Source organism: Streptomyces sp. NBC_01264, assembly GCF_026340675.1.
GTDB lineage: Bacteria > Actinomycetota > Actinomycetes > Streptomycetales > Streptomycetaceae > Streptomyces.
In genome coordinates this window covers 3,849,548-3,869,596 of sequence record NZ_JAPEOX010000001.1, presented here as the reverse complement: position 1 = coordinate 3,869,596, position 20,049 = coordinate 3,849,548, and the positions used below count along the sequence as shown (strand labels likewise).

Genomic DNA, 20,049 nt, shown 5'->3' with positions numbered 1-20,049 from the left:
GGTACCGGTACCGGCGCTACGGCTCGGAGCGCCGACGCGCGAGATGGACGGTGAGGTCAGCGGCGATCTCGACCCTCGCCGGCAGCACCCGCGTGATCTGGCGGAACACCCGCTCCCTCGCCACGGCGGGCAGGATGAGATAGGCCGAGACGGTGGAGAGGTAGCCGATGTAGTCGTCCGAGCTCATCGTCAGGCGGCGGTCGATCACGGCCTGCCGAACACCGCTGAACCAGGGGGACCGCCGGAGCTCCGTCCCCGGCCACTGCATGGCAGATCCGGGTGGCGTCCCGTCCGGGGACGGAATCTCGTCGCTCTCCAGGAACGGTGCCCGCGCCGCACGAACGAGTTCCTCCACCTCCGGGTCTGCCAGCCGGACCGGGCCGCCGAACGAGGCGAACACGCCGCCGGGCTCCAGCAGGGAGGCCACCCGGGCCCAGCGGCCTTCGGGGTCGGTCCAGTGCAGCGCCGCCGCCGCGTAGACCATCGCGTACCGCTGCCCGTCCGGTCGCAACGCCTCGAAGGTGGCCCGGACGGTCCTGACGCTTGCCGGTACGTGCTCGCGCAGCTCGGCGAGCATGGCCGCGTCCGGCTCGGTCGCGGTGACCGAGACACCCCGTCCGGCGAAGAGCCGGGTCGCTTTGCCGGTCCCGGCCCCGATTTCGAGGGCGGTCGGGACCGGCCGGGCGGCGTACTCCATCACCAGGTCGAAGAGTTCCACGGGATACCCGGGTCGGAACCGTTCGTAGGCCTCGGCCATCGCTCCGAAGCTCAGTGCGCGATCAGGCATACGGGGATCCTGGCATGCCCGCCACGGCGCCGGGTCCGGACCGGGGCCGGGCCCGGCGCCGTGGCGGGGTCCCGGGCGGGGTCCCGGGCGGGGAGTCAGCCCCGGTCGGCGACGACCCAGGACGCGGCGGCCACGACACTCGCGGCGCCGATGACCGCCGGCCAGGCGCCGACCTTCTTCGCCAGCGGGTGCGCACCGGCGAAGCCGGCAAGGTACAGCGCACCGAGCCCGGCCGCGGCCGGAGCGCCGCCGCGCTTGTGCCACTCCCGCCCGGCCACGACGCCCGCGGCACCGAGCACGACACCGCCGAGCGGCCGCTTCTTGGTCCACCGCGCGACGGCGTAACCCCCGACCAGACCGGCGGCCGCCACTACAGAGCTCGGTACCCGTGCCATGCTGTCCAACTCCCTCACCTCATCGGTTCATCGGTTCATACGCGCACGCTTGTTCACCCCCGAGGCTAACCGGGCCGCTTGACCACCCGCCGGGCCCCCACCGCTCCCAACACCAGTACGGCGCCGCCGATCACCGGATCCGGCACGGCGTCCCGCACACCGCGCGGCAGCACCGCCACCACGCCCAACACGAGCAGAAACGCGAGCCCGCACCCGCCGACGGCCCGAAGGAGTCTGTCCACGTGCTGCTCAACGCGGCCGCCCGGCCGCCCGACACGGACCGCGCCGAGGGGATTTGTCGCACACTCGCCGGATCCGCGCGATGTCTGCTGAGGGAACCCGATGGGCATAAATTCAATCTCCCACCCAAAGGGGCAAACCACCCCGGTCCCACCCGCCCGCCCCACCCCACCCCACCCACATCAGGAGCCAGGACATCGTGATCTGCTACGGACAGTCCGTCCTCGACCTCGCGGACGAGCTGGTCGACGCCTACGCCGACGTCTTCTCCGCCCCGCCGTGGAACGAAGACGAAGAAACCATTCGCCAGTTCGCCACCCGCCTCCCGGCCGACGCCCGGCGCCGTGGCTTCCGTACGGCCTTCATCCAGTCCGCCACCGGCATCGACGGCTTCGCCACGGGCTGGATCACCCCGGCGGCCTTCCCGAAGAACCGGGCGTACGCCCAGGTCGCGGCGCAGCTCGGCTCGGCCCGGGTGAAGGAACTCCTCACCGGGGCGCTGGAGATAGACGAACTCGCGGTACGCCCCTACGCGCGCGGTCGCGGCACCGCCCGGGACCTCCTCGCGGAGATCACCACCGACGCCCCGGACCGCCGCGCCTGGCTCCTGACCAGCCGCCTGGCCAAGAACACGGTGGCCACGTACCGCCGCCTGGGCTGGCACGAGGTCACCCCCCTCCCCGGCACGGAGACGGGCGTCATCGTCTTCCTGTCCCCGGACCACCCGAACCGAGCGGCGTAGCGGGGCGGCCCTCCCGAGCCTCGCCCGGATGGCCCCGCCCGCCGGGGACCGGCACTACTCGCCTCCGGAGGGCGACTGCCGAGAGCTGCCCCCTGCCTTCGCGGGGCGCGCGAACACGTCCGAAGACGGAACACACGTCACCCCCACCTGTCCGCCCGCCCCTTCGGCCGGACCCGGGGAGACCCGGGCCCGGGCCGCCCCACCCCCGCCCGCGACGAGAGCGGCAGCCGACGCCCTCCTCGCCCCGGCGGACGGACCCGTCAGCCGCCCCCGGACCGCGGAGTCCCTGCGCATCCGCACCGGCGAACTCCCCCGCCCTACGCGCCGCGAAGCGCCGCCGAACGGCGCGGGACATGCCCAGATCGGCGCCCGAGGCAGTCTCGAAAGATCGCCCGGCGGGGCATCCAACCCACATGGGCGGGGCATACCGCGCCCATGAACCCCACCCCACACGCCACCCACCCGCACCCCCCAACCCACGCGACCCCCGCCTCGCCCCCGGCGTGCGCCACACGTCCGGCGGCCGCGGTGCCCGTCACGCCCCAGACCCACGCGTCACCTGCCACACGTCCGGTGCCCGCCACGCATGCGGTTCACGCGGCGCCCGTGCCCCGCCCGGCGCTGTCCAGGCCCGTCACACGGTCCGGCCAGACCTCCCGTGCCGCCCCCAATCCCACCCCCGCTGCCACTCCCACCCGTACTCCTCACCCCACCCCCAACCCAAATCCCACGGCCCGCCGCCAGCTCAACCTCGCCACGCGCCACCAACTCACCACCACCGCCGGCATCCCACCCGGCACGATCACCTCCCGCACCCGCCCCGGCGGCCCCTGGCAGCGCCTGCTGCCCCGGGTCTACCTCCTCCAGACCGGCCCCCCGGACCAGCGTCAACGCGCCCTCGCCGCCGTCCTCTACGCCGCCGAGCCCGGCTCCGACCCGCTCTCCGGCGACACCGCCGCCCTCACCGGCGGCGCGGCCCTCGCCCTGCTCGGGATCCGCGAAGCCCCGTACACGCCGACCGACGTCCTGATCCGCGCCCCGCGCAAGCTCGCCGGGCCCCCGGAGGTGCGCCCGTACCCCACCACCCGCTGGCCGCGCACCATCACCGTCTCGGGCATCCCGAGCACCCGCCCGGTGCGCGCGGCCGCGGACTTCGCGGCCCGGAGCGATCAGCCGGCGGACCAGATCCGCTCGGTCCTCGCCCACGTGGTCCAGTCGGGGTGGTGCCACCCACAGGACCTGCACACCGAACTCCGCGCCGCTCGCCTCCTGACCCGCCCCGCCATCCGCGCGGCAGCAGCGGAACTCCTCGCCGGAGTCCGCTCGGTGGCCGAGGCACAGGCCCGCGACGTCCTCTCCGCCACGGACCTTCCGACCCCCCTCTGGAACGCGCGCCTCCACACCCCGGAGGGCACGTTCCTGGCGAGCCCGGACGCCTACTGGCCCGACGAGGGCGTAGCCCTGGAGATCGACTCGGCGGAGTACCACTACACCCGCGACTCCTGGCACGCCACCCTCCACCGCCGCCTCCGCCTGGAGTCCCACGGCATCCTGGTGGTCAGCGCCACCCCCTCGATGATCAGAGACACCCCGTCGGAAGTCATCGCAGCCCTCCGCACCCTCCTCACCCTGACCACCACCCGCCCCACCCCACCCACAGCCCTGGCCCGCGGCCACCAGCAACTGGCGCTGTTCCGAGGAAGTCCTTAACTGGTCTTTTGCCTCTCTGTCCACGTCGGGTTCGCCTGTAACGAAATTTGGCCAGAGATAACCAGCCTGTGATCGATCGGGATTGACTGGTGTTGATCTTTGCGTAGCGTTTCGGCATGACGATGCGAGATCTGCTCTTCGAAATTGCGCAGAAGTACGATCAGACAGCAAGCACAAAGGAGCACGTTCCCGGCCAGAAGGTGCTTCGGAAGGTCGCCGGTCGCACCGACCTTGGGGTGCTGGACGGCTGGGAAGCCGAAGGCTACGGAGGGAAGGGGACTGCGGCCCATTCGCCTTGGGTTGGGGTATTCGATCCAAACATCAACCGCAATCCCAAGGCCGGTCTGTACCTTGCGTACATCTTCAGCACGGATCTGAAGACGGTGACGTTGACCCTCCAGCAGGGGGTCACGGATCTGGAGGAGAAAATCCGTGAGAGAAGGGTCCTCCTCAGCCATCTTGAGCGGCAGGCGGATCGTCTCTTCACGGCTCTGCCGGCGAAGCTGGCCGAGGAGTGGAACTACCATCCGTCCTTCGGTTCGCAGGAGCGTCCGGAAGCGTACGAGGCCGCCAGCGTGGTGGCTCGCCCGTACGAGATCAGCAACCTTCCTGCGGAGGAAAAACTCCAGCAGGACCTTCGCGTGGCCGAGCGCCTGCTGAGGAGCGCGGCCACGGCGGAGGAAGCGCTGCGTGCAGAAGACGAGGGCGAGCCGGGGCCTGCCCGGCCGAAGCGCAAGCGGAAGGCCGGGGCAGCTCCGGCGGTCGGGTTCAAGCCGGGCAATAGCTCGGCCTACCGGGTGGCCATCGCGGCTCACGAGCAGCTGAAGAGCCGCAAGCACGAGCTGCTGATCCAGGAGTTCGCCACCCACATCGCCGAGCGGAACTACAAGGCGAGGAACCAGAACATCCATCCCAAGGATCTGACGCTCCATCCGGCCGATGCGGCTGCGGGCGATGCCGGAGTGGCTGATCCCCAGGAGTGGCTCGTCGAAGCCAAAGTGCTGCGGAACGGCGACGCTGCTGCTGCCGTCCGCGCGGCCGTTGGTCAGCTCAAGGAGTACAGCTACTTCCTCTACGGAGAGAAGGGGCTGAAAGCCCCCCACCTCATCGCTCTCTTCTCCGAGGACATCGGTGTGTTCGCGTCGTACCTGGAAGCCGAAGGCATCGCCGCGATCTGGCAGACCAGCGATGGCTGGGACGGGACCGTCACCGCTGTTGCCTGGGGCATGGTCGGCTGATCAGGCAGCGCTATTTCCGTGGCACTCCCCGTAAGGCCGTCCTGATGTGCACCAGCAGGCCGTGGTGCGCGTCGGGGGCCAGGGGGTGGCCTTGCCTCGGGCGGCCAGGGTGGTGGCGTATTCCGCCAGGAGGGACGGGGAGGACGGGGAGGTCTTCTCCGAGGCGGCGAAGGCTTCGTAGGAGGGGACGCTGGCCGTGACGATGCCCAGGTTCGTGGTGCCCGAGGCGGCCAGGGTGCGGAGGGAGGCTTCTACCTGGGCCAGGTGGGCGTCGTGGGAGGGGTACTCCGCCGAGAGGGTGGGGTACGAGGTGAGGAGTTCCGCCAGTTCGCGGGCCGGCCAGTGGAGGATGGCCACCGGGAAGGGGCGGGAGAGCGCGGCGCGGCGGTCGCCCAGTTCGGCGCGCAGGCGGGCGATCTCGGCGCGGAGTTCGGCGGGGTCGTCGGAGCCGAGGGCCCAGATGCGCTTGGGGTCGTGGAGCTCGTCCAGCGGGATCGGGCCGATGTGGCGGGTGTCCGCGACCATGTCCCAGTCGTCGTGGGGGAGCCCGAGGAGGCGGCGTACGCGGTGGCGGCCCGTGAGGAGCGCGGTCGTGGCCGGGGTGAGGGGGGTGTTGTCCGGGGCCAGGAGGGTGGCCGCCTCGGTGAAGCACTCGTGGGAGGCCTCGAGTTCGTCGTGGGCTTCCAGGGCTTCGGCGATGACCTCCCAGGGGGCGGGGTCCGCGGGGGCTGCCGCCCGGATGCCCTGGATGAGGGCGCGGGCCTCGGGCTCGTGGCCGTACTCCCAGAGGTTGGCCGCCTGGAGGGCCTTGATGAGGGACGGATCGTCCGTCGAGTCCGAGGCCAGGAGTTGGTCGTAGAGGGCGCTCGCCCGTTCGCGTTCGTCGGCCAGTTCGAGGTGGGCCGCGGCCTGGAGGAGCAACGGCTCCTGGTCCTCGGGGTAGCGGGTCGCCGTGCGGATGAGGCGCTCGGCTTCGGCGATGTGCTCGGCAGGCGTGTCGGGGCGCATGGTTTGCAGCGTACTGCCGCTGGTCAGTTGAGGGGGGAGGACTTAGTGTGCCGCCCGTGCGAGATCGCGTGCGGGTCGTGGTGCAGGGCAAGGGGCGGCGGTCGCGCCGGGCCGGCATCGCGGGTGCGCTGTGGGCGGTCGGTGAACTGGCCGTCACCGTAGGTGTGGTGGTGATGTTGCTGGTGGTGCACCAGGTGTGGTGGACCAACCGGCAGGCGCTGAGTGCCGCGCACGAGATGGTGAGGGAGCTGGAGGCGGGCGGGTGGGCCTCCGTGCCGGAGGGCGAGGGGGAGGCGGATCCCGCCCCCGATGTTTCCCTGGAGCCGTCCGGCGAGCCCGAAGGGTCCTCGGGCGAGGTGTCGGGGAACTTCGGGCCGCGCGCCGCCAAGCCGCCGCCCCGGGAGGGTGCGTACGGGATCCTGCGCATTCCGCGTCTCGGTGTCGCCGTGCCCGTCGCACAGGGTGTGGACAAGCGGTCCGTGCTCGACAAGGGGTACGCCGGACACTATGCCGGGACCGCGCAGCCCGGGGCCGAGGGGAACTTCGCGGTCGCCGGGCACCGCAACACGCACGGGGAGCCCTTCCGTTACATCAACCGGCTCAGGGCCGGGGACGAGCTGATCGTGGACGTGCGCGGGAAGAGGTACGTGTACCTGGTCGGGCAGACGCTGGCGGAGACGACCGAGCGCGACACCGGGGTGATCGCGCCCGTCCCGCGCAGCATCGTCAGGCCGGGGGCCGGGTACAGCGAGCCCGGTGCGTACATCACGCTGACGACCTGCACGCCCGAGTACAGCTCCAAGTACCGGCTCGTGGTGTGGGGGACCCTCAAGCGCTGACGCGTGGGCGGGGGGCGGGGCCTTAGGGTGGGGCGGTGCGTCGGAAATGGGTGAAACGTCCTCAGTTGGTGTGGCTCGCCGTGCCGTTCGTCTTCTTCGTCGGGGCCCTGCCCCTCGCGAACCGGGTGGAGCCGGCGCCGGGCGGCGTACCGTTCCTGCTCCTCTGGTTCATCGGGGCGACCCTGCTGACCCCGCTGGCGGTCTGGCTGACCTGGCGCGGTGATCACCGGTGAGCCCGGTGGCCGTGGCGACCACCGTCTTCGGCGTGTTCATGGTGGCCACCGTCGCGCTCGGTCTGCTCGCGGTGCGCGGGCGCGGCGGGCGGGGTGGGCGGGGCGGTGGCGGCGGCGGGCTCGCCGAGTGGTCGGTGGGCGGGCGCTCGCTGGGCACCGTCTTCATCTGGGTCCTGATGGCGGGCGAGGGGTACACGAGCTTCAGCTACCTCGGCGCGGCCGGCTGGGGCTACAACTACGGCGCCCCCGTGATGTACGTGGTCGCGTACATGTCCTGCGGCTACGCGGTCGGTTACGTCGTCGGCCCCATGCTGTGGGACTACGCGCGCCGGCACGGGCTGGTCGGGATCGCCGACATGGTGAGCCACCGGTACGGGCGCCCCTGGCTCGGCGCCGCGGTCGCGGTGCTCGCGACCGTCTTCCTGCTCCCCTACATCCAGCTCCAGATCACCGGCATGGGTGTGGTCGTCTCGACCGTCACCTACGGCGCGGTGTCCCTGGAATGGGCCTACTTCATCGCCTTCGCCGTCACCACCGGCTTCGTCGTGGTCAGCGGGCTGCGCGGCAGCGCGTGGGTGTCCGTACTGAAGGACGTGCTGGTCATCGGCACCCTCGGCTTCCTCGCCGTCTACGTGCCCCTGCACTACTTCGGCGGCTACGGGGAACTCTTCGAGCGGCTCACGGCCGAACGCCCGCAGTGGCTGACGCTTCCCGGCGCCAGTAGCGGCGAGGGCGGCCGGGGCGGGCTGGGGGTGGGGTGGTTCGCCTCCACGACCGTGCTGAACGCGCTGACCGTCGTCATCTTCCCGACCACCGTGGCGGGCTACCTGGGCGCGCGGAACGCCGACGCGCTGCGGCGCAACGCCATCCTGCTGCCCGCCTACAACGTGCTGCTCTTCGTGCCGATGCTGCTGGGCATGGCGGCGCTGTTCGTCGTACCGGGGCTGACGGGCGCGGAGTCCAACCTCGCGCTGTTCAAGCTGGTCGTGGACTCCCTGCCGGCGTGGGCGGTGGGGGTGATCGGGGCGGCGGCGGCGCTGTCGTCGATCGTTCCGATGGCGGTGTTCATGCTGGTCATCGGCACGATGTGGGGGCGCAGCGTGCTCTCGTTCCTGCCGCGCTGGAGTTCGGGCGAGCGGCAGAAGCTCGCCTCGCAGGTGGTCGTGGTGGCGGCCGGGACGATCGCGCTGGTGATGACGTACACGGCGCCGAACACGCTGGTCAGGCTCTCGCTCGTGTCCTACGAGGGCATGGCGCAACTGGTGCCGATGCTGCTGCTGGGTCTGGTATGGCGCCGGCTCACGACGGCGGCCGCGGTGTGCGGGCTCGCCGCGGGGGTCGCGGTGGTGTGCGGGCTGGTCTTCACGGACAACGACCCGGTGTGGGGGGTGAACGCCGGGATGATCGCCCTCGCGGTGAACCTGGCGATCGCGCTGACGGTGACCTGGCTCGGCCCGAAGGAGCGGGTGGGCAGCGGGGCGGGGGACCCCCGGCCGGACGAGGACGTGCTGGCGCGCGATCCGCTGCCCGGGGCGGGGGCGGGGGCGGGAGCCGGGGCCGGGGATCAAAACGATGCCCCGTCCGTTGTCAGTGCGCACGGTTAGTATCGAGTGCGAGTGCGAGTGCGAGTCGCCGATCTCCTACGGGAGTTCGTGCGCGGGAGCGGGAGGGGGTGGTTCGTGTGGCAGAGCACAGCGGGCTTCGCCCCGTGCGGTTCACCGCGTCGTCCGCGCGCCTCGTGGCCCTGGCCCTGTTGACCTCGCTGACCTCCCTCCTGCTGCTCGGCGGGTTCCTCGGGCTGTTCGCCGGGGAGGGCGGGCTCGGCGCTGTCGTGGTGGTCCTGGCGGCGACCGTCGCCGTGGGTGCCTCGGCCCTGGCCGCCCGGCTGGTGCGGCCGGTGCCGCCGCACCGAATACGTACCGCGATCCGTGATCGCGAGCAGCGCACGGCGTTCTTGCCGCAGCGCGATCCCGACGCTTCGGGCCGGTCGCGGCCCAGGGCGCCCGGCCGTCTCCTTCCGACGGCCGCGTAGGGGCGCGCAGCTCCTTCCTCCCGATCACTTCTGATCGACTCACCTTGCCGCCCCTCGCGGGTCGTCACGCCGAAACGCATCTCTTTCGACGTTCGACGAGTCCCTTCGGAGGGCCCACGTGTCCGTTTTCATCGATCTTGTTGCTGTGCTGGGCCGGTTCCTGGAGCCGGTGCTGGCCGAGTCCGCGACCGCTGCCGCGATCGTGCTGTTCACCGTGCTCGTGCGGCTCGCGCTGCACCCGCTGAGCCGGGCCGCCTTCCGCGGGGCGACCCCGGTGGCGGGCATCCTGCCGGTGCTGCTCCAACTGCCGGTGTTCTTCCTGATGTACCGGGCGTTCTCCTCGGCGGAGATCGGCGGGGCCGCCAACGAGCTGCTCGGCCACCGGTTGTTCGCCGCGCCGCTCGGGGACCGGTGGGGCGAGGCGCTCGGGGAGGGAGGCTTCTTCGGCGAGCAGGGGCTCGTGTTCCTCGGGCTGTTCGCGGTCGTCGCGGTGGTGGCCGCGTGGAGTGCGGCGCGCGGGCGCAAGGCGGCGGCGCTGATGGCTGCCGCCGGTGGGGCCAAGGCCGGTGGGGCCAAGGCCGGCGGGGCGAAGGTTCGTAAGGCCTCGGGGGTCGGGGGAGGCGGGGCGGTCGCCGGGCTGACCGCCGAGCAGCAGGAGGTCATGCGCAAGGTGGGCGGCGTACTGCCCCTGCTGTCCTTCGGGACGCTGATCACGGCCGCGCTGGTGCCGCTCGCGGCCGGGTTGTACCTGGTCACCACCACCGCGTGGTCGGTCGCCGAGCGAGCCTGGCTCCAGCACCGGAAGGACCGGTCGGAGCGTGCCGGGTTGGTGGCCAGTGGAGCTGCGCGTTCCGCTATGTGAACAGGGTCTTGCGGATGAGGCCGACATCTTGGAGGATCGACCAATCCTCCGATGGCCGCAACCCATCGTCCGGCCCGGGGCATGCCCTTGGGCCGACCACCCTGGACCACGGGAGAATGCCCATGAAGCTGCTGCGTGTAGGACCCGTCGGGTCGGAGCGCCCCGCGCTGCTCGACCAGGACGGGACCCTGCGGGACCTGTCCGGCCTGATCACGGATGTGGACGGCGCGCTGCTCGCCGACGACTCCGTGCTGTCCCGAGTACGGGACGCGGCCGAGTCCGGTGAGCTCCCGGTGCTGGACGCCGAGGGTCTGCGCATCGGGTCCGCGGTCGGCCGCATAGGCAAGGTCGTGGGCATCGGCCTGAACTACCACGGGCACGCGGCCGAGGTGGGCGCCGAGGCGCCGGCCGAGCCCATCGTGTTCCTGAAGGCCCCGGACACCGTGGTCGGCCCCGACGACACCGTGCTGATCCCGCGCACCAGCGTCAAGACCGACTGGGAGGCCGAGCTCGGCGTCGTCATCGGTGCCACCGCCCGCTACCTGGCCTCCCCCGAGGAGGGCCTCGCGCACGTCGGCGGGTACGTCCTGGTCAACGACGTGACCGAGCGCGCCTTCCAGACCGAGCGCGGCGGCACCTGGGACAAGGGCAAGAACTGCGAGACCTTTACCCCGCTCGGCCCCTGGCTGGTCACCGCGGGCGAGATCCCGGACCCGCAGGCGCTGGACGTGAAGCTGTGGGTCAACGGTGAGCTCAAGCAGGACGGCCACACCTCCGACCAGATCTTCCCGGTCGGCGAGGTCGTGCGGTACGTGAGCCAGTTCATGACCCTGTACCCGGGCGACGTCATCGTCACCGGCACTCCGGCCGGTGTGGCCGCGGGCCAGCCGGAGCCGAAGCCGTTCCTGCGGGCGGGTGACGTCGTGGAGCTGGAGATCGACGGGCTCGGCCGTCAGCGCCAGGAGTTCAAGGACGCGTAGTCGCTCCACGCTCAGCGCTCAGCGCTCCACGCGCCTCGCGGATTGACCCGGATCGACAGGGAGGGGCGGTGCCGTCGTCGACGGCGCCGCCCCTTTTTCCCGTTCCCCGGACGGGCTCCGGACGGCTCAGACCTTCACCGTGCACCCTTCGCTCGACGACCTGCGGGCCGCCTCCAGCACGTCCAGGCAGTGCGCCGCCTCCAGGGCCGTGACGGGGGCCGGGCCGCCGTCGCGCAGGGCCGCGGCCACGGCCGCGTAGTACGCCGGGTAGTCGCCCGGTGCCGTCCGCACCGGCGTGCCCCCGCCGGTCAGCGGCGATTCGCCGGAGCCCAGCCGCCCCCACAGGTGCTCGGGCTCCTCGCCCCAGGTCCGCTCGGGGTCGCCGGGGCGCAGGCCCTCGCGCAGGGCCGCTTCCTGGGGGTCCAGTCCGTACTTGACGTAGCCCGCGCGCGAGCCCAGTACGCGAAAGCGCGGGCCCAGCTGGGCCGTGGTCGCGCTGACGTAGAGGTGGGAGCGGACCCCGCTCGCGTGCGTGAGCGCGATGAAGGTGTCGTCGTCCGCCTCTGCGCCCGGGCGGCGTACGTCGGTCTCCGCGTAGACCCGTACGGCCGGACCGAACAGCACCAGGGCCTGGTCCACCACGTGGCTGCCGAGGTCGTACAGCAGCCCGCCGATCTCCTCGGGGGCGCCGGACTCGCGCCAGCCGCCCTTGAGCTGCGGACGCCAGCGCTCGTAACGGGACTCGAAGCGCTGGACCTCGCCCAGTTCGCCGTCGGCGACGAGGCGGCGCAGGGTGAGGAAGTCGTTGTCCCAGCGGCGGTTCTGGAAGACCGACAGGAAGGTTCCGGTCCGGTCGGCGAGCGCGGCCAGCTCGCGGGCCTCGGCGGCGGTGGCGGCGAGCGGCTTGTCCACGACCACCGGGATGCCGGCGGTGAGGGCGGTCGTGGCGAGCGGGACGTGCGTCTTGTTGGGGGAGGCGATGACGATCAGGTCGGGGGCGGGGCTCTGGGCGAGCAGCTCGTCGGCGGTGGCGGCGATCCGGACGTCCGGGTAGGCCTCGCGCGCCTGGGCGGCGCGGCCCGGGTCGGAGGTGACGACGGTGTCGAGGACCAGGCCCTCGGTCGCGGAGACCAGCGGGGCGTGGAAGACGGAACCGGCCAGGCCGTAGCCGACGAGACCTACGCGGAGGGGTGCGGGGGAGGTGGCGGGGGTGGTGGCGTTCATGGTGACCACTTTGGCAACAGTGTTGCTTAAGTGCAAGGAGGGTGGACAATGGCCAGGTGGACAGGGGTAGCAGGGGCAGCAGAGGTGACGCGAATGGCGGCAGCGGCGTGAATCTTCCGGTGCTGCGCGGGCACAACGACGCGCTGGTACTGGATCTCCTGCGCGGAGCCGGCCCCGCCGGGCTCGGCCGCGGCGACCTCGCCGCGCGTACGGGCCTCACCCCGCAGGCGGTCAGCAAGATCGCCGCGCGGCTCCGGGGCGAGGGCCTGGTGGCCGACGCCGGACGCGAGGCGTCCACGGGAGGCAAACCGCGCACGCTGCTGAGGCTGGTGCCGGAGGCGCGGCACGCGGTCGGGGTGCACCTGGACCGCGACGAGCTCACGGCGGTACGGGTCGACCTGGCGGGCCGCGTCGTCGCGGACGGGCATGCCCCGCTGGACTTCGGGGCCGGTCCGGAGCCGGTGGTCGAGGACGTCGTACGGGCGGTCGCGCGGGTGTGCGGTGACCGGCCGCTGCTGGGCATCGGCGTGGCCGCGCCGGGGCCGCTGGACTGGCGGACCGGGGTGCTGGGGAGGGTGACGGGGTTCCCGGAGTGGGAGGGATTCCCGTTGCGGGAGGTGCTGGAGGGGCGGTTGGGGGTTCCCGTGCGGGTGGACAAGGACACCAACGCGGGGGTCGCGGCGGGGGCGGGCTTCGGAGAGGCCGGCTTCGGGGAGGCCGTGGCGTACGTGCACGTCGGCACCGGACTGGGGGCGGGGCTCCGGCTGGCCGGCACCGGCGAGGTCTACCGGGGGCGGCGCTCGGCGGCGGGGGAGTTCGGGCACCAGGTGCTGCGGCTGGACGGGCCGGCCTGCCGGTGCGGGGGGCGCGGGTGCGCGGAGGTGCTGTGCCTGGACGCGGTCGCCGGGGGCCGGCTGGAGGAAGCGGCGCGGATCGTGGGGGAGGCGGCGGCGAACCTGGTCGCGCTGCTGGATGTGGACCGGGTGTTGCTCGGGGGGCGGGTGGTGGCGGCTGCGCCGGGCGTGTTCCTGGAGGGGGTGCGGGGGGTTTTGGGGGTGCGGGCCTTTGTGGGGGGTGCGGTGAGGGTGGAACTGGTGGAGGGGGGAGTGGCGGAGGGGGCGGCGGAGCTGGTGCTTGGCCCGTTGTTCGGGCGGGGGGATTGAGGGGGGGCCGGCCAGGAGGCCCCCGCCCCCCCCGGACCCCGTGCGCCGAATGGGGGGAAACGGGTAGAACTTGGGCGTGGTGCTGGACAGGGGGTTCGGGGGGCGTGGGAGGGTGCGGGCAAGGCCGGGGTGATTGTCGGGTTGTCCGGCAATCGTTTAATGGGTCGTTCTGTTCTGGCGTCGGCGAGTAGGGGTTCTCCATGCGACTGCGCAAAGCCCTTGCCCTTGCAGCCGTCCTCGTGGCCGCCACGGCCCCCGCCGTCACCACCGCCACCACTGCGTACGCGGACATCGGCAACGGCGGCGGAGCCCGTCCCGCGCCCGCGCTGCCCTCGCGGGTGGAGGCCAGTTGCGGTGACGGGAAGAGCACGCAGTTCCCCATCGGCGCCCGTATCCGCGGGGGACCGGCCGTGTACCGCACCGGCGGCGCCGCGCAGACCTGGTACCTCGACCTCACCAACACCACCACCGCCCGGTGCACGGCCATCCACCCCGTCGTGGTCTTCACCGACCCGGCGCACGCCCTGCGGCCCGCCCATTTCCGGATGGAGTTCGACGCCCCCGGCCATGCCCTTCCCGTCAGTCTGGAGCGCACCGACCGGGACGAGATCGTCGCCGTCTTCGACGGGGGTGACGCGTTCTCCGGCTTCACCATCGGCCCCGGCGGCTCCGTGACCGTCACCGTCCGGCTCGCCTTCGCCCCCGGCGCCCCCCTCGGCGAGGCCGTCGCCGACGCCGCGCTGGTGCAGCGCAAGGGTGACGACGGCGACTGGATCGGGGAGGCGGGCGGCTACCGGTTCGAGATCCAGGGTCCGGACGCGGAGAGCGGCGAGACCGGCGAGGCCGGAGCGCTGGCCGCGACCGGCCGCACCCCGGCGGCCTGGGCGTACGGGGCGGGCGCCGCGGCCGCCCTGGCCGGTGGCGGCGGGCTCCTGCTCGGGGCCCGCCGGCTGCGCAAGGGGACCGGCACGCAGGCCACGTAGAGTCCGAGGGTGGAAGAACCGACCGCCTACGCGCACCACCATCAGCCCGGCCTGCCCGTCCGCTCCGGCATCCCCGAGCACGGCCGCATCCCCAAGTACTACGCCGTCAAGGCCCGCATCGCCGGGCTGCTCGACGAGCTCGGCGAGGGGGGCCTGCTGCCCACCGAGCGCGATCTCGCCGAGCAGTACGAGGTCTCCCGCGAGACCGTCCGCCAGGCCCTGCGCGAGCTGCTGCTGGAGGGCCGGCTGCGCCGCTCGGGCCGCGGTACCGTCGCGGCCGGGCCGAAGCTCGAACAGCCCCTGTCGCTGGCGAGTTACACCGAGGGCGTGCGCCGCCAGGGACGCACCCCGGGGCGCCACCTGATCGGCCTCGAGCGTTTCTCCTGCCCGGCCCCCGTCGCCCCCGGCATCGGCGCCGAGCCCGGGGAGCCCGTCTGGCACCTGGAGCGGGTGCTGCTCGCCGACGAGGAGAGGGTCGGGCTGGAGAGCACGTACGTCCGGGTCGCCCGCGCACCCCGCCTCGACGTCGATTTCCAGCCGGACTCCTCCTTCTACGGGTACCTCCACGACAGCCTCGGCATCGCCTTCGGTGACGCCGACGAGAAGCTGGAAACGGTCCTCGCCACCCCCCGCGAGGCCCTGCTGATCGGCACCCCGCCCGCGCTCCCGATGCTGCTCATCCACCGCTTCTCCCGGGATCAGGACGGCAGGCCGCTGGAGCGGGTGCGTTCTCTCTACCGTGGTGACCGGTTCAGCTTCACGACCCACCTGCGGCCCGAATAGTCCCGACCGAAGCCCCCGAATGAGATCAAAGAGGGCGAACAGCGATCACAAAATGGTAACGGGTCTAGTCCAAGCGTTGGAGGCTGTTCACCTTGGCGCCGCCCGGGGGATCCTCCGGGGTCACGGGCCGCCGTCACCTTGGAGCACGTGAGAGTCATAGTCGTCGGAGGCGGCGTGGTAGGCACCATGCACGCCTGGCAAGCAGTGGAACGCGGCCACGAGGTGGTCCAGATCGAGCGAGAAGCGGAGGCCCGCGGCGCATCCTTGCGCAATTTCGGCCAGATCTGGGTCAGTGGCCGGGCCGGGGGCGAGGAGCTCGACACCGCCCTGCGGGCCCGCGAGCTCTGGGAGGCGATCGGTGAGCGGGTGCCCGGCCTGGGCTTCCGCGCCATCGGCTCGCTGACCCCGGTACGCAATTCCCGCGAGCACGCCGTCGCCGAGGCCGCCGTGGCCCGCGCCGACGCCGCCGCCCGCGGCTACAAGCTGGTCACCGCCGAGGAGGCCAGGGCGATCAACCCCGCCCTGCGCGGCGCGTTCGAGGCCGCCCTGTGGTGCGAGCGGGACGCGGCCGTGGAACCGCGCACCGCACAGCTCCACTTGCGCGAAGCCCTCAAGGCCTCCGGCCGCTACACCTTCCTCCCCGGGCGGGAAGTGCGCGAGGTCGTGGGGCACGGAGCCGTCCGCGACGACCACGGCGACGTCCACCGGGGCGACGCGGTGATCCTGGCCACCGGAGCCTGGCTCTCCGGCCTGGTCCGCGAGCTGGTCCCCGACCTGCCCGTGCGCCGCGTCCGGCTGCAGATGATGCAGACCGCCCCGCTCGGCGAGTCCCTGACGACCTCGGTCGCCGACGCCGACAGTTTCCGCTACTACCCCGCCTACAAGAGCGAAGCCCTCGACGAGCTCAACGCCGAGCAGGCCCAGGCGCCGATCGCCGCCGCGCACAAGATGCAGCTCCTGATGGTGCAGCGGCAGGACGGCGGGCTGACCATCGGCGACACCCACGAGTACGAACACCCCTTCGCGTTCGACACCCTCGAAGACCCGTACACGCACCTCACCGAGGTCGTCGAGTCCTTCCTGGGCCGCCCGCTGCCGCAGATCAGGCACCGCTGGGCGGGCGTGTACGCGCAATGCACCGACACCACCCGCGTCGTCCACCGCCAGCAGGTGGCCGACGGCGTCTGGCTGGTGACCGGACCCGGCGGCCGGGGCATGACCTGCTCGCCCGCCATAGCCGAAACCACCGCGAACGAACTGGGCTGGTAAGCACCATGACCGATACCGACACCCCCCGCACTCGCCGCCTGATCGTCCTCGACATGGCCGGCACCACCGTCGCCGACGGCGGCCTCGTCGAGCGCGCCTTCGAGCGGGCCGCCGAGCGCCTCGGCGTCGAGCCGGGCAGCGCCGACCACGCCACCAAGCTCCAGTACGTCCGCGACACCATGGGCGAGTCGAAGATCTCCGTCTTCCGCCACCTCTTCGGCGCCGAGGACCTCGCCCAGCGCGCCAACTCCGCCTTCGAGCAGGCCTACGGGGAACTCGTGGACGGCGGCCTCATCGCCCCGATCCCCGGCGCCCGCGAGGCCATCGAGAAGCTCCGCGCCGACGGCCGCACCGTAGCTCTGACCACCGGCTTCGCCCGCGTCACCCAGGACGCCATCCTCGACGCCCTCGGCTGGCAGGACCTGGCCGACCTCACCCTGTGCCCCGCCGACGCGGGCGGCCGCGGCCGGCCCTACCCGGACATGGTGCTGGCCGCCTTCCTGCGCACCGGCGCCGTGGCCGACGTACGCGACACCGTGGTCGCCGGCGACACCTCGTACGACATGCTCAGCGGGGTCCGCTCCGGCGCCGGGATCGTGGCGGGCGTCCTCACCGGCGCCCACGACCGCGCGGCCCTGACCGGGCACGGCGCCACCCACGTCCTGGGCTCCATCGCCGAACTGCCCGCGCTGCTGGAGCGCGTCGCGCACGAGGAGTCCGGGGAGCCCGGCGCGTGAGCGGCATCCGCTTCGACTCCGTCTCCGTCGCCTACGGCGGCAACACCGTCCTGGACTCCCTCGACCTGACCGTCGAGCCCGGCGAGGTCATGGCGCTGCTCGGCCCCTCCGGCTCGGGCAAGACCACGGCCCTGCGCGCGGTGGCCGGCTTCGTCCGGCCCGCCTCGGGCCGGATCCTGCTCGGCGGCCGGGACGTCACCGCGCTCCCGCCGCACAAGCGCGGCATCGGCATGGTCGTCCAGCAGTACGCGCTGTTCCCGCACATGCGCGTCGCGGACAACGTCGCCTTCGGCCTCAAGGCGCAGAAGGCGCCCAAGGCCGGGATACCGGGCCGGGTCGCCGAGGCGCTGGAGATGACCGGCATGGCGGCCTACGCCAAGCGCTACCCCCGCGAGCTCTCCGGCGGACAGCAGCAGCGCGTGGCCATCGCCCGCGCGCTCGCCATCCGCCCCGGGGTCCTCCTGCTGGACGAGCCGTTGTCCGCGCTCGACGCGCAGCTGCGCTCGGGGATGCTCGCCGAACTGGCCCGGCTGCACCGCGAACTGCCCGACGTGTCCATCCTCTACGTCACCCACGACCAGGTCGAGGCCCTGACCCTGGCCGACCGGATCGCCGTCATGGACCGGGCCCGCCTCCAGGACTGCGGCACCCCGCAGGAGCTGTACCGGGCCCCGCGCACCGAGTTCACCGCCTCCTTCGTCGGCAACGCCAACCTGCTGCCCGTCACCGTCGCCGACGGGGGCGCGCTCTTCGCCGGGCACCCCCTCGCCCTCGACCCCGGCCGCGCGGCCGTCGGCGCCACCGCCACCCTGTGCGTACGCCCGCACCTGCTCGGCCTCGGCGCCGGCCCCAACGCGCTGAGCGGGACCATCACCGAGGTGCAGTGGCGCGGTTCGACCCACCGGCTCTACGTGGACATCGAGGGCCACCGGGTCAAGGCGGACCTGCCCGAACTGCGCGAGACCCCGGCGCTGGGCGACCAGGTCACCCTCCACTTCGAGCCGCGGGACGCGGTACTGCTGGCCGCGGGGGTCTCCGATGGCTGAGGCCACGGACCGGCGCACCCCCGCACCGGGGCCGGCGGCCACCGACCCCGAGCCCGCCCGGGTCATACCCCACCAGCCCGTACGAAGCCCTGCCCCCGGCACGCCCCAAAGCCCGGCCGGAGCCCCCGACGGCTTCGCGGCGAAGGCCGCACGGGGCCCCCGTAGCGTTCCCGGCTGGCTGTGGACCGTGCCTCCCGTCGCCGTGCTCGCGCTGGTCTTCCTCTACCCCCTCGTGCTGGTCGTCCAGCAGTCGCTGTCCCCCGAGAACGGGGGCGGCGCCTTCGACGCCTACGCCTTCGTCTTCGCCTCGCACTCCTTCCGCGAAGCACTCGGGACCACGGTCTGGCTGGCCGTCGGCGCCACCGCGGGCTGTCTGGTCCTCGGCTTCGCGCTCGCGCTGGTCATCGCCTTCGTCCCGTTCCCCGGGGCCCGCGCCGTGGCCAAGTTCATCGACGTCTTCCTCTCCTTCCCCTCCTTCCTCATCACCCTCGCCCTCCTCTTCATCTACGGCACCGTCGGCATGGCCAACGGCCTGTGGACCGAAGGATTCGGCGCCACCGAGGGCCCCTTCCACTTCCTGACCACCCCCTGGGGCGTCCTCCTCGCCGAGATCACCTACTTCACGCCCTTCGTGATGCGCCCGCTGCTCGCCGCCTTCTCCCAACTGGACACCGCCCAGCTGGAAGTGGCCTCCTCGCTCGGCGCGAAGCCCGGCCGCATCATCCGCCGGGTGATCCTCCCCGAGTCCCTCCCGGCGCTCGCCGCCGGCGGCAGCCTCGTCCTGGTCATGTGCCTCAACGAGTTCGGGATCGTCCTGTTCACCGGAGCCAAGGACGTCACCACGCTGCCGATGCTCATCTACGGCAAGGCGATCCTCGAATCCGACTACTCGGCCGCCTGCGTGGTCGCCGTCGTCAACATCGTGATCTCCGTCGGCCTGTTCGGCCTCTACCGGGTGGTGAGCAAGCGTGCTGGTGCATAGCAAGAGCGGCCGCTGGGCCGCCTGGAGCCTCTTCGGCATCCTCTTCCTGCCCCTCTTCGCGCTCCCGCTGCTCGTCGTGGTGGCCGCGTCCCTCTCGACGCACTGGTCCGGGGCCTTCCCCTCCGGCCCCACCACCGAGAACTACGCCGCGGCCGTCCGGGGAGAATCCCTCCAGGCGCTGACCACCTCGCTGCTCACGGCCCTGGCCGCCAGCGGGATCGCGCTCACCGTCGGCACCTGGGCGGCGCTCGCCGCCGCCGGGCTGAAGAAGCGCGGAAAGAGCTCCCTGGACGCGCTGTTCATGCTGCCGGTCGCCGTGCCGTCCGTGGTCGTCGGCCTCGCCGTGCTCGTCGCCTTCAGCAAGCCGCCGCTGCTCCTCAACGGCACCAGCTCGATCGTGATCCTGGCGCACACGATTCTTGTCACGGCGTTCGCCTACCAGTCGGTTTCGGCTGCCATCGTGCGTCTCGACCCCGCGTACGAGCAGGCGGCGGCCTCCCTGGGCGCCCGCCCCGCGTACGTGCTGTGGCGGGTCAAGCTCCCCCTCCTGCTGCCGTCGCTCACCGCGGCGGCCGGGCTCTGCTTCGCCCTGTCCATGGGCGAGCTGAGCGCCACGATGATGCTCTACCCGCCGGACTGGATGCCCCTCCCGGTCCGGATCTTCACCGCCACCGACCGCGGCTCGCTCTTCAGCGGATCCGCCGTCGCCGTGGTCCTCATGGCCACCACCCTGCTGGTCCTGCTGGCCGTCTCCCGCGTCCGCACCAGGGCCACGTACCGCTAGACCCTGCTGTCC

At 72.5% G+C, this 20,049-nt stretch carries 22 protein-coding genes; 17 read left to right on the top strand and 5 right to left on the bottom strand.

Annotation, left to right across the window (positions count from 1 at the left end; genetic code table 11):
* Positions 1–16 precede the first annotated feature (16 nt).
* The 3 genes from OG435_RS17865 to OG435_RS17855 all read right to left on the bottom strand — a co-directional run bounded on the left by OG435_RS17865 (position 17) and on the right by OG435_RS17855 (position 1,424).
* Complete coding sequence (locus tag OG435_RS17865) at positions 17–787, bottom strand: class I SAM-dependent methyltransferase (protein ID WP_266877854.1); 771 nt, start codon at positions 785–787, stop codon at positions 17–19.
* A gap of 95 nt (positions 788–882) precedes the next feature.
* A complete protein-coding gene (locus OG435_RS17860) occupies positions 883–1,182 on the bottom strand; it encodes a hypothetical protein (RefSeq protein WP_266877853.1) in 300 nt (99 codons plus the stop codon).
* Positions 1,183–1,247: 65 nt separating this feature from the next.
* Positions 1,248–1,424 carry a hypothetical protein gene (locus OG435_RS17855; protein ID WP_266877851.1) on the bottom strand — a complete coding sequence of 59 codons (177 nt, stop codon included), beginning with the start codon at positions 1,422–1,424 and terminating at the stop codon, positions 1,248–1,250.
* A gap of 197 nt (positions 1,425–1,621) precedes the next feature.
* Between OG435_RS17855 and OG435_RS17850 the strand changes: the two genes are divergently transcribed.
* The 3 genes from OG435_RS17850 to OG435_RS17840 all read left to right on the top strand — a co-directional run bounded on the left by OG435_RS17850 (position 1,622) and on the right by OG435_RS17840 (position 5,112).
* Positions 1,622–2,164 carry a GNAT family N-acetyltransferase gene (locus OG435_RS17850; protein ID WP_266877850.1) on the top strand — a complete coding sequence of 181 codons (543 nt, stop codon included), beginning with the start codon at positions 1,622–1,624 and terminating at the stop codon, positions 2,162–2,164.
* Between the two features lie 606 nt (positions 2,165–2,770).
* Positions 2,771–3,874 (top strand): hypothetical protein, encoded by a 1,104-nt coding sequence (locus tag OG435_RS17845; protein ID WP_266877848.1) that lies wholly within the window; start codon positions 2,771–2,773, stop codon positions 3,872–3,874.
* Between the two features lie 116 nt (positions 3,875–3,990).
* Positions 3,991–5,112, top strand: a complete 1,122-nt coding sequence (locus tag OG435_RS17840) for an MrcB family domain-containing protein (RefSeq protein WP_266877846.1) — start codon at positions 3,991–3,993, stop codon at positions 5,110–5,112.
* Here the strand turns inward: OG435_RS17840 and OG435_RS17835 are convergent, their stop codons facing one another.
* Positions 5,113–6,120: an SEC-C domain-containing protein gene (locus tag OG435_RS17835; protein WP_266877845.1), complete on the bottom strand. Its 1,008-nt coding sequence runs from the start codon at positions 6,118–6,120 to the stop codon at positions 5,113–5,115. It lies immediately after the preceding gene.
* Between the two features lie 56 nt (positions 6,121–6,176).
* On the opposite strand from OG435_RS17835, the gene OG435_RS17830 reads away from it, so the two are divergent.
* The 6 genes from OG435_RS17830 to OG435_RS17805 all read left to right on the top strand — a co-directional run bounded on the left by OG435_RS17830 (position 6,177) and on the right by OG435_RS17805 (position 11,066).
* Positions 6,177–6,959 (top strand): class E sortase, encoded by a 783-nt coding sequence (locus OG435_RS17830; protein WP_266877843.1) that lies wholly within the window; start codon positions 6,177–6,179, stop codon positions 6,957–6,959.
* Between the two features lie 50 nt (positions 6,960–7,009).
* A complete protein-coding gene (locus tag OG435_RS17825; protein ID WP_266877841.1) occupies positions 7,010–7,192 on the top strand; it encodes a DUF3311 domain-containing protein in 183 nt (60 codons plus the stop codon).
* Between the two features lie 38 nt (positions 7,193–7,230).
* Positions 7,231–8,796: a sodium:solute symporter family protein gene (locus tag OG435_RS17820; RefSeq protein WP_266881830.1), complete on the top strand. Its 1,566-nt coding sequence runs from the start codon at positions 7,231–7,233 to the stop codon at positions 8,794–8,796.
* A 77-nt stretch (positions 8,797–8,873) separates the two neighbouring features.
* Positions 8,874–9,224, top strand: a complete 351-nt coding sequence (locus OG435_RS17815) for a DUF6412 domain-containing protein (protein ID WP_430625644.1) — start codon at positions 8,874–8,876, stop codon at positions 9,222–9,224.
* A gap of 118 nt (positions 9,225–9,342) precedes the next feature.
* Positions 9,343–10,086: a YidC/Oxa1 family membrane protein insertase gene (locus OG435_RS17810; RefSeq protein ID WP_430625643.1), complete on the top strand. Its 744-nt coding sequence runs from the start codon at positions 9,343–9,345 to the stop codon at positions 10,084–10,086.
* Positions 10,087–10,208: 122 nt separating this feature from the next.
* Complete coding sequence (locus OG435_RS17805) at positions 10,209–11,066, top strand: fumarylacetoacetate hydrolase family protein (protein ID WP_266877840.1); 858 nt, start codon at positions 10,209–10,211, stop codon at positions 11,064–11,066.
* Between the two features lie 126 nt (positions 11,067–11,192).
* On the opposite strand, the gene OG435_RS17800 is transcribed toward OG435_RS17805, so the two are convergent.
* Positions 11,193–12,290 carry a Gfo/Idh/MocA family oxidoreductase gene (locus tag OG435_RS17800; RefSeq protein WP_266877839.1) on the bottom strand — a complete coding sequence of 366 codons (1,098 nt, stop codon included), beginning with the start codon at positions 12,288–12,290 and terminating at the stop codon, positions 11,193–11,195.
* 107 nt (positions 12,291–12,397) lie between these two features.
* Between OG435_RS17800 and OG435_RS17795 the strand changes: the two genes are divergently transcribed.
* From OG435_RS17795 to OG435_RS17760, 8 genes are all read left to right on the top strand, one after another.
* A complete protein-coding gene (locus tag OG435_RS17795; RefSeq protein WP_430625642.1) occupies positions 12,398–13,453 on the top strand; it encodes an ROK family protein in 1,056 nt (351 codons plus the stop codon).
* 200 nt (positions 13,454–13,653) lie between these two features.
* Complete coding sequence (locus OG435_RS17790) at positions 13,654–14,436, top strand: hypothetical protein (protein WP_266877836.1); 783 nt, start codon at positions 13,654–13,656, stop codon at positions 14,434–14,436.
* A gap of 9 nt (positions 14,437–14,445) precedes the next feature.
* Positions 14,446–15,219 (top strand): GntR family transcriptional regulator, encoded by a 774-nt coding sequence (locus OG435_RS17785; protein WP_266877835.1) that lies wholly within the window; start codon positions 14,446–14,448, stop codon positions 15,217–15,219.
* 147 nt (positions 15,220–15,366) lie between these two features.
* Complete coding sequence (locus OG435_RS17780; protein ID WP_266877833.1) at positions 15,367–16,488, top strand: TIGR03364 family FAD-dependent oxidoreductase; 1,122 nt, start codon at positions 15,367–15,369, stop codon at positions 16,486–16,488.
* 5 nt (positions 16,489–16,493) lie between these two features.
* Positions 16,494–17,225, top strand: coding sequence for a phosphonatase-like hydrolase (locus OG435_RS17775; RefSeq protein ID WP_266877832.1), 732 nt, complete (start codon positions 16,494–16,496; stop codon positions 17,223–17,225).
* On the top strand, positions 17,222–18,271 hold the full coding sequence (locus OG435_RS17770; RefSeq protein ID WP_266877830.1) for an ABC transporter ATP-binding protein: 1,050 nt from the start codon (positions 17,222–17,224) through the stop codon (positions 18,269–18,271). Before OG435_RS17775 ends, OG435_RS17770 begins: the two co-directional genes overlap by 4 nt.
* Complete coding sequence (locus tag OG435_RS17765; RefSeq protein WP_266877828.1) at positions 18,264–19,253, top strand: 2-aminoethylphosphonate ABC transporter permease subunit; 990 nt, start codon at positions 18,264–18,266, stop codon at positions 19,251–19,253. The genes OG435_RS17770 and OG435_RS17765 overlap by 8 nt, the downstream gene beginning before the upstream one ends.
* A complete protein-coding gene (locus OG435_RS17760) occupies positions 19,240–20,037 on the top strand; it encodes an ABC transporter permease (protein ID WP_266877827.1) in 798 nt (265 codons plus the stop codon). Before OG435_RS17765 ends, OG435_RS17760 begins: the two co-directional genes overlap by 14 nt.
* Positions 20,038–20,049: the final 12 nt, after the last annotated feature.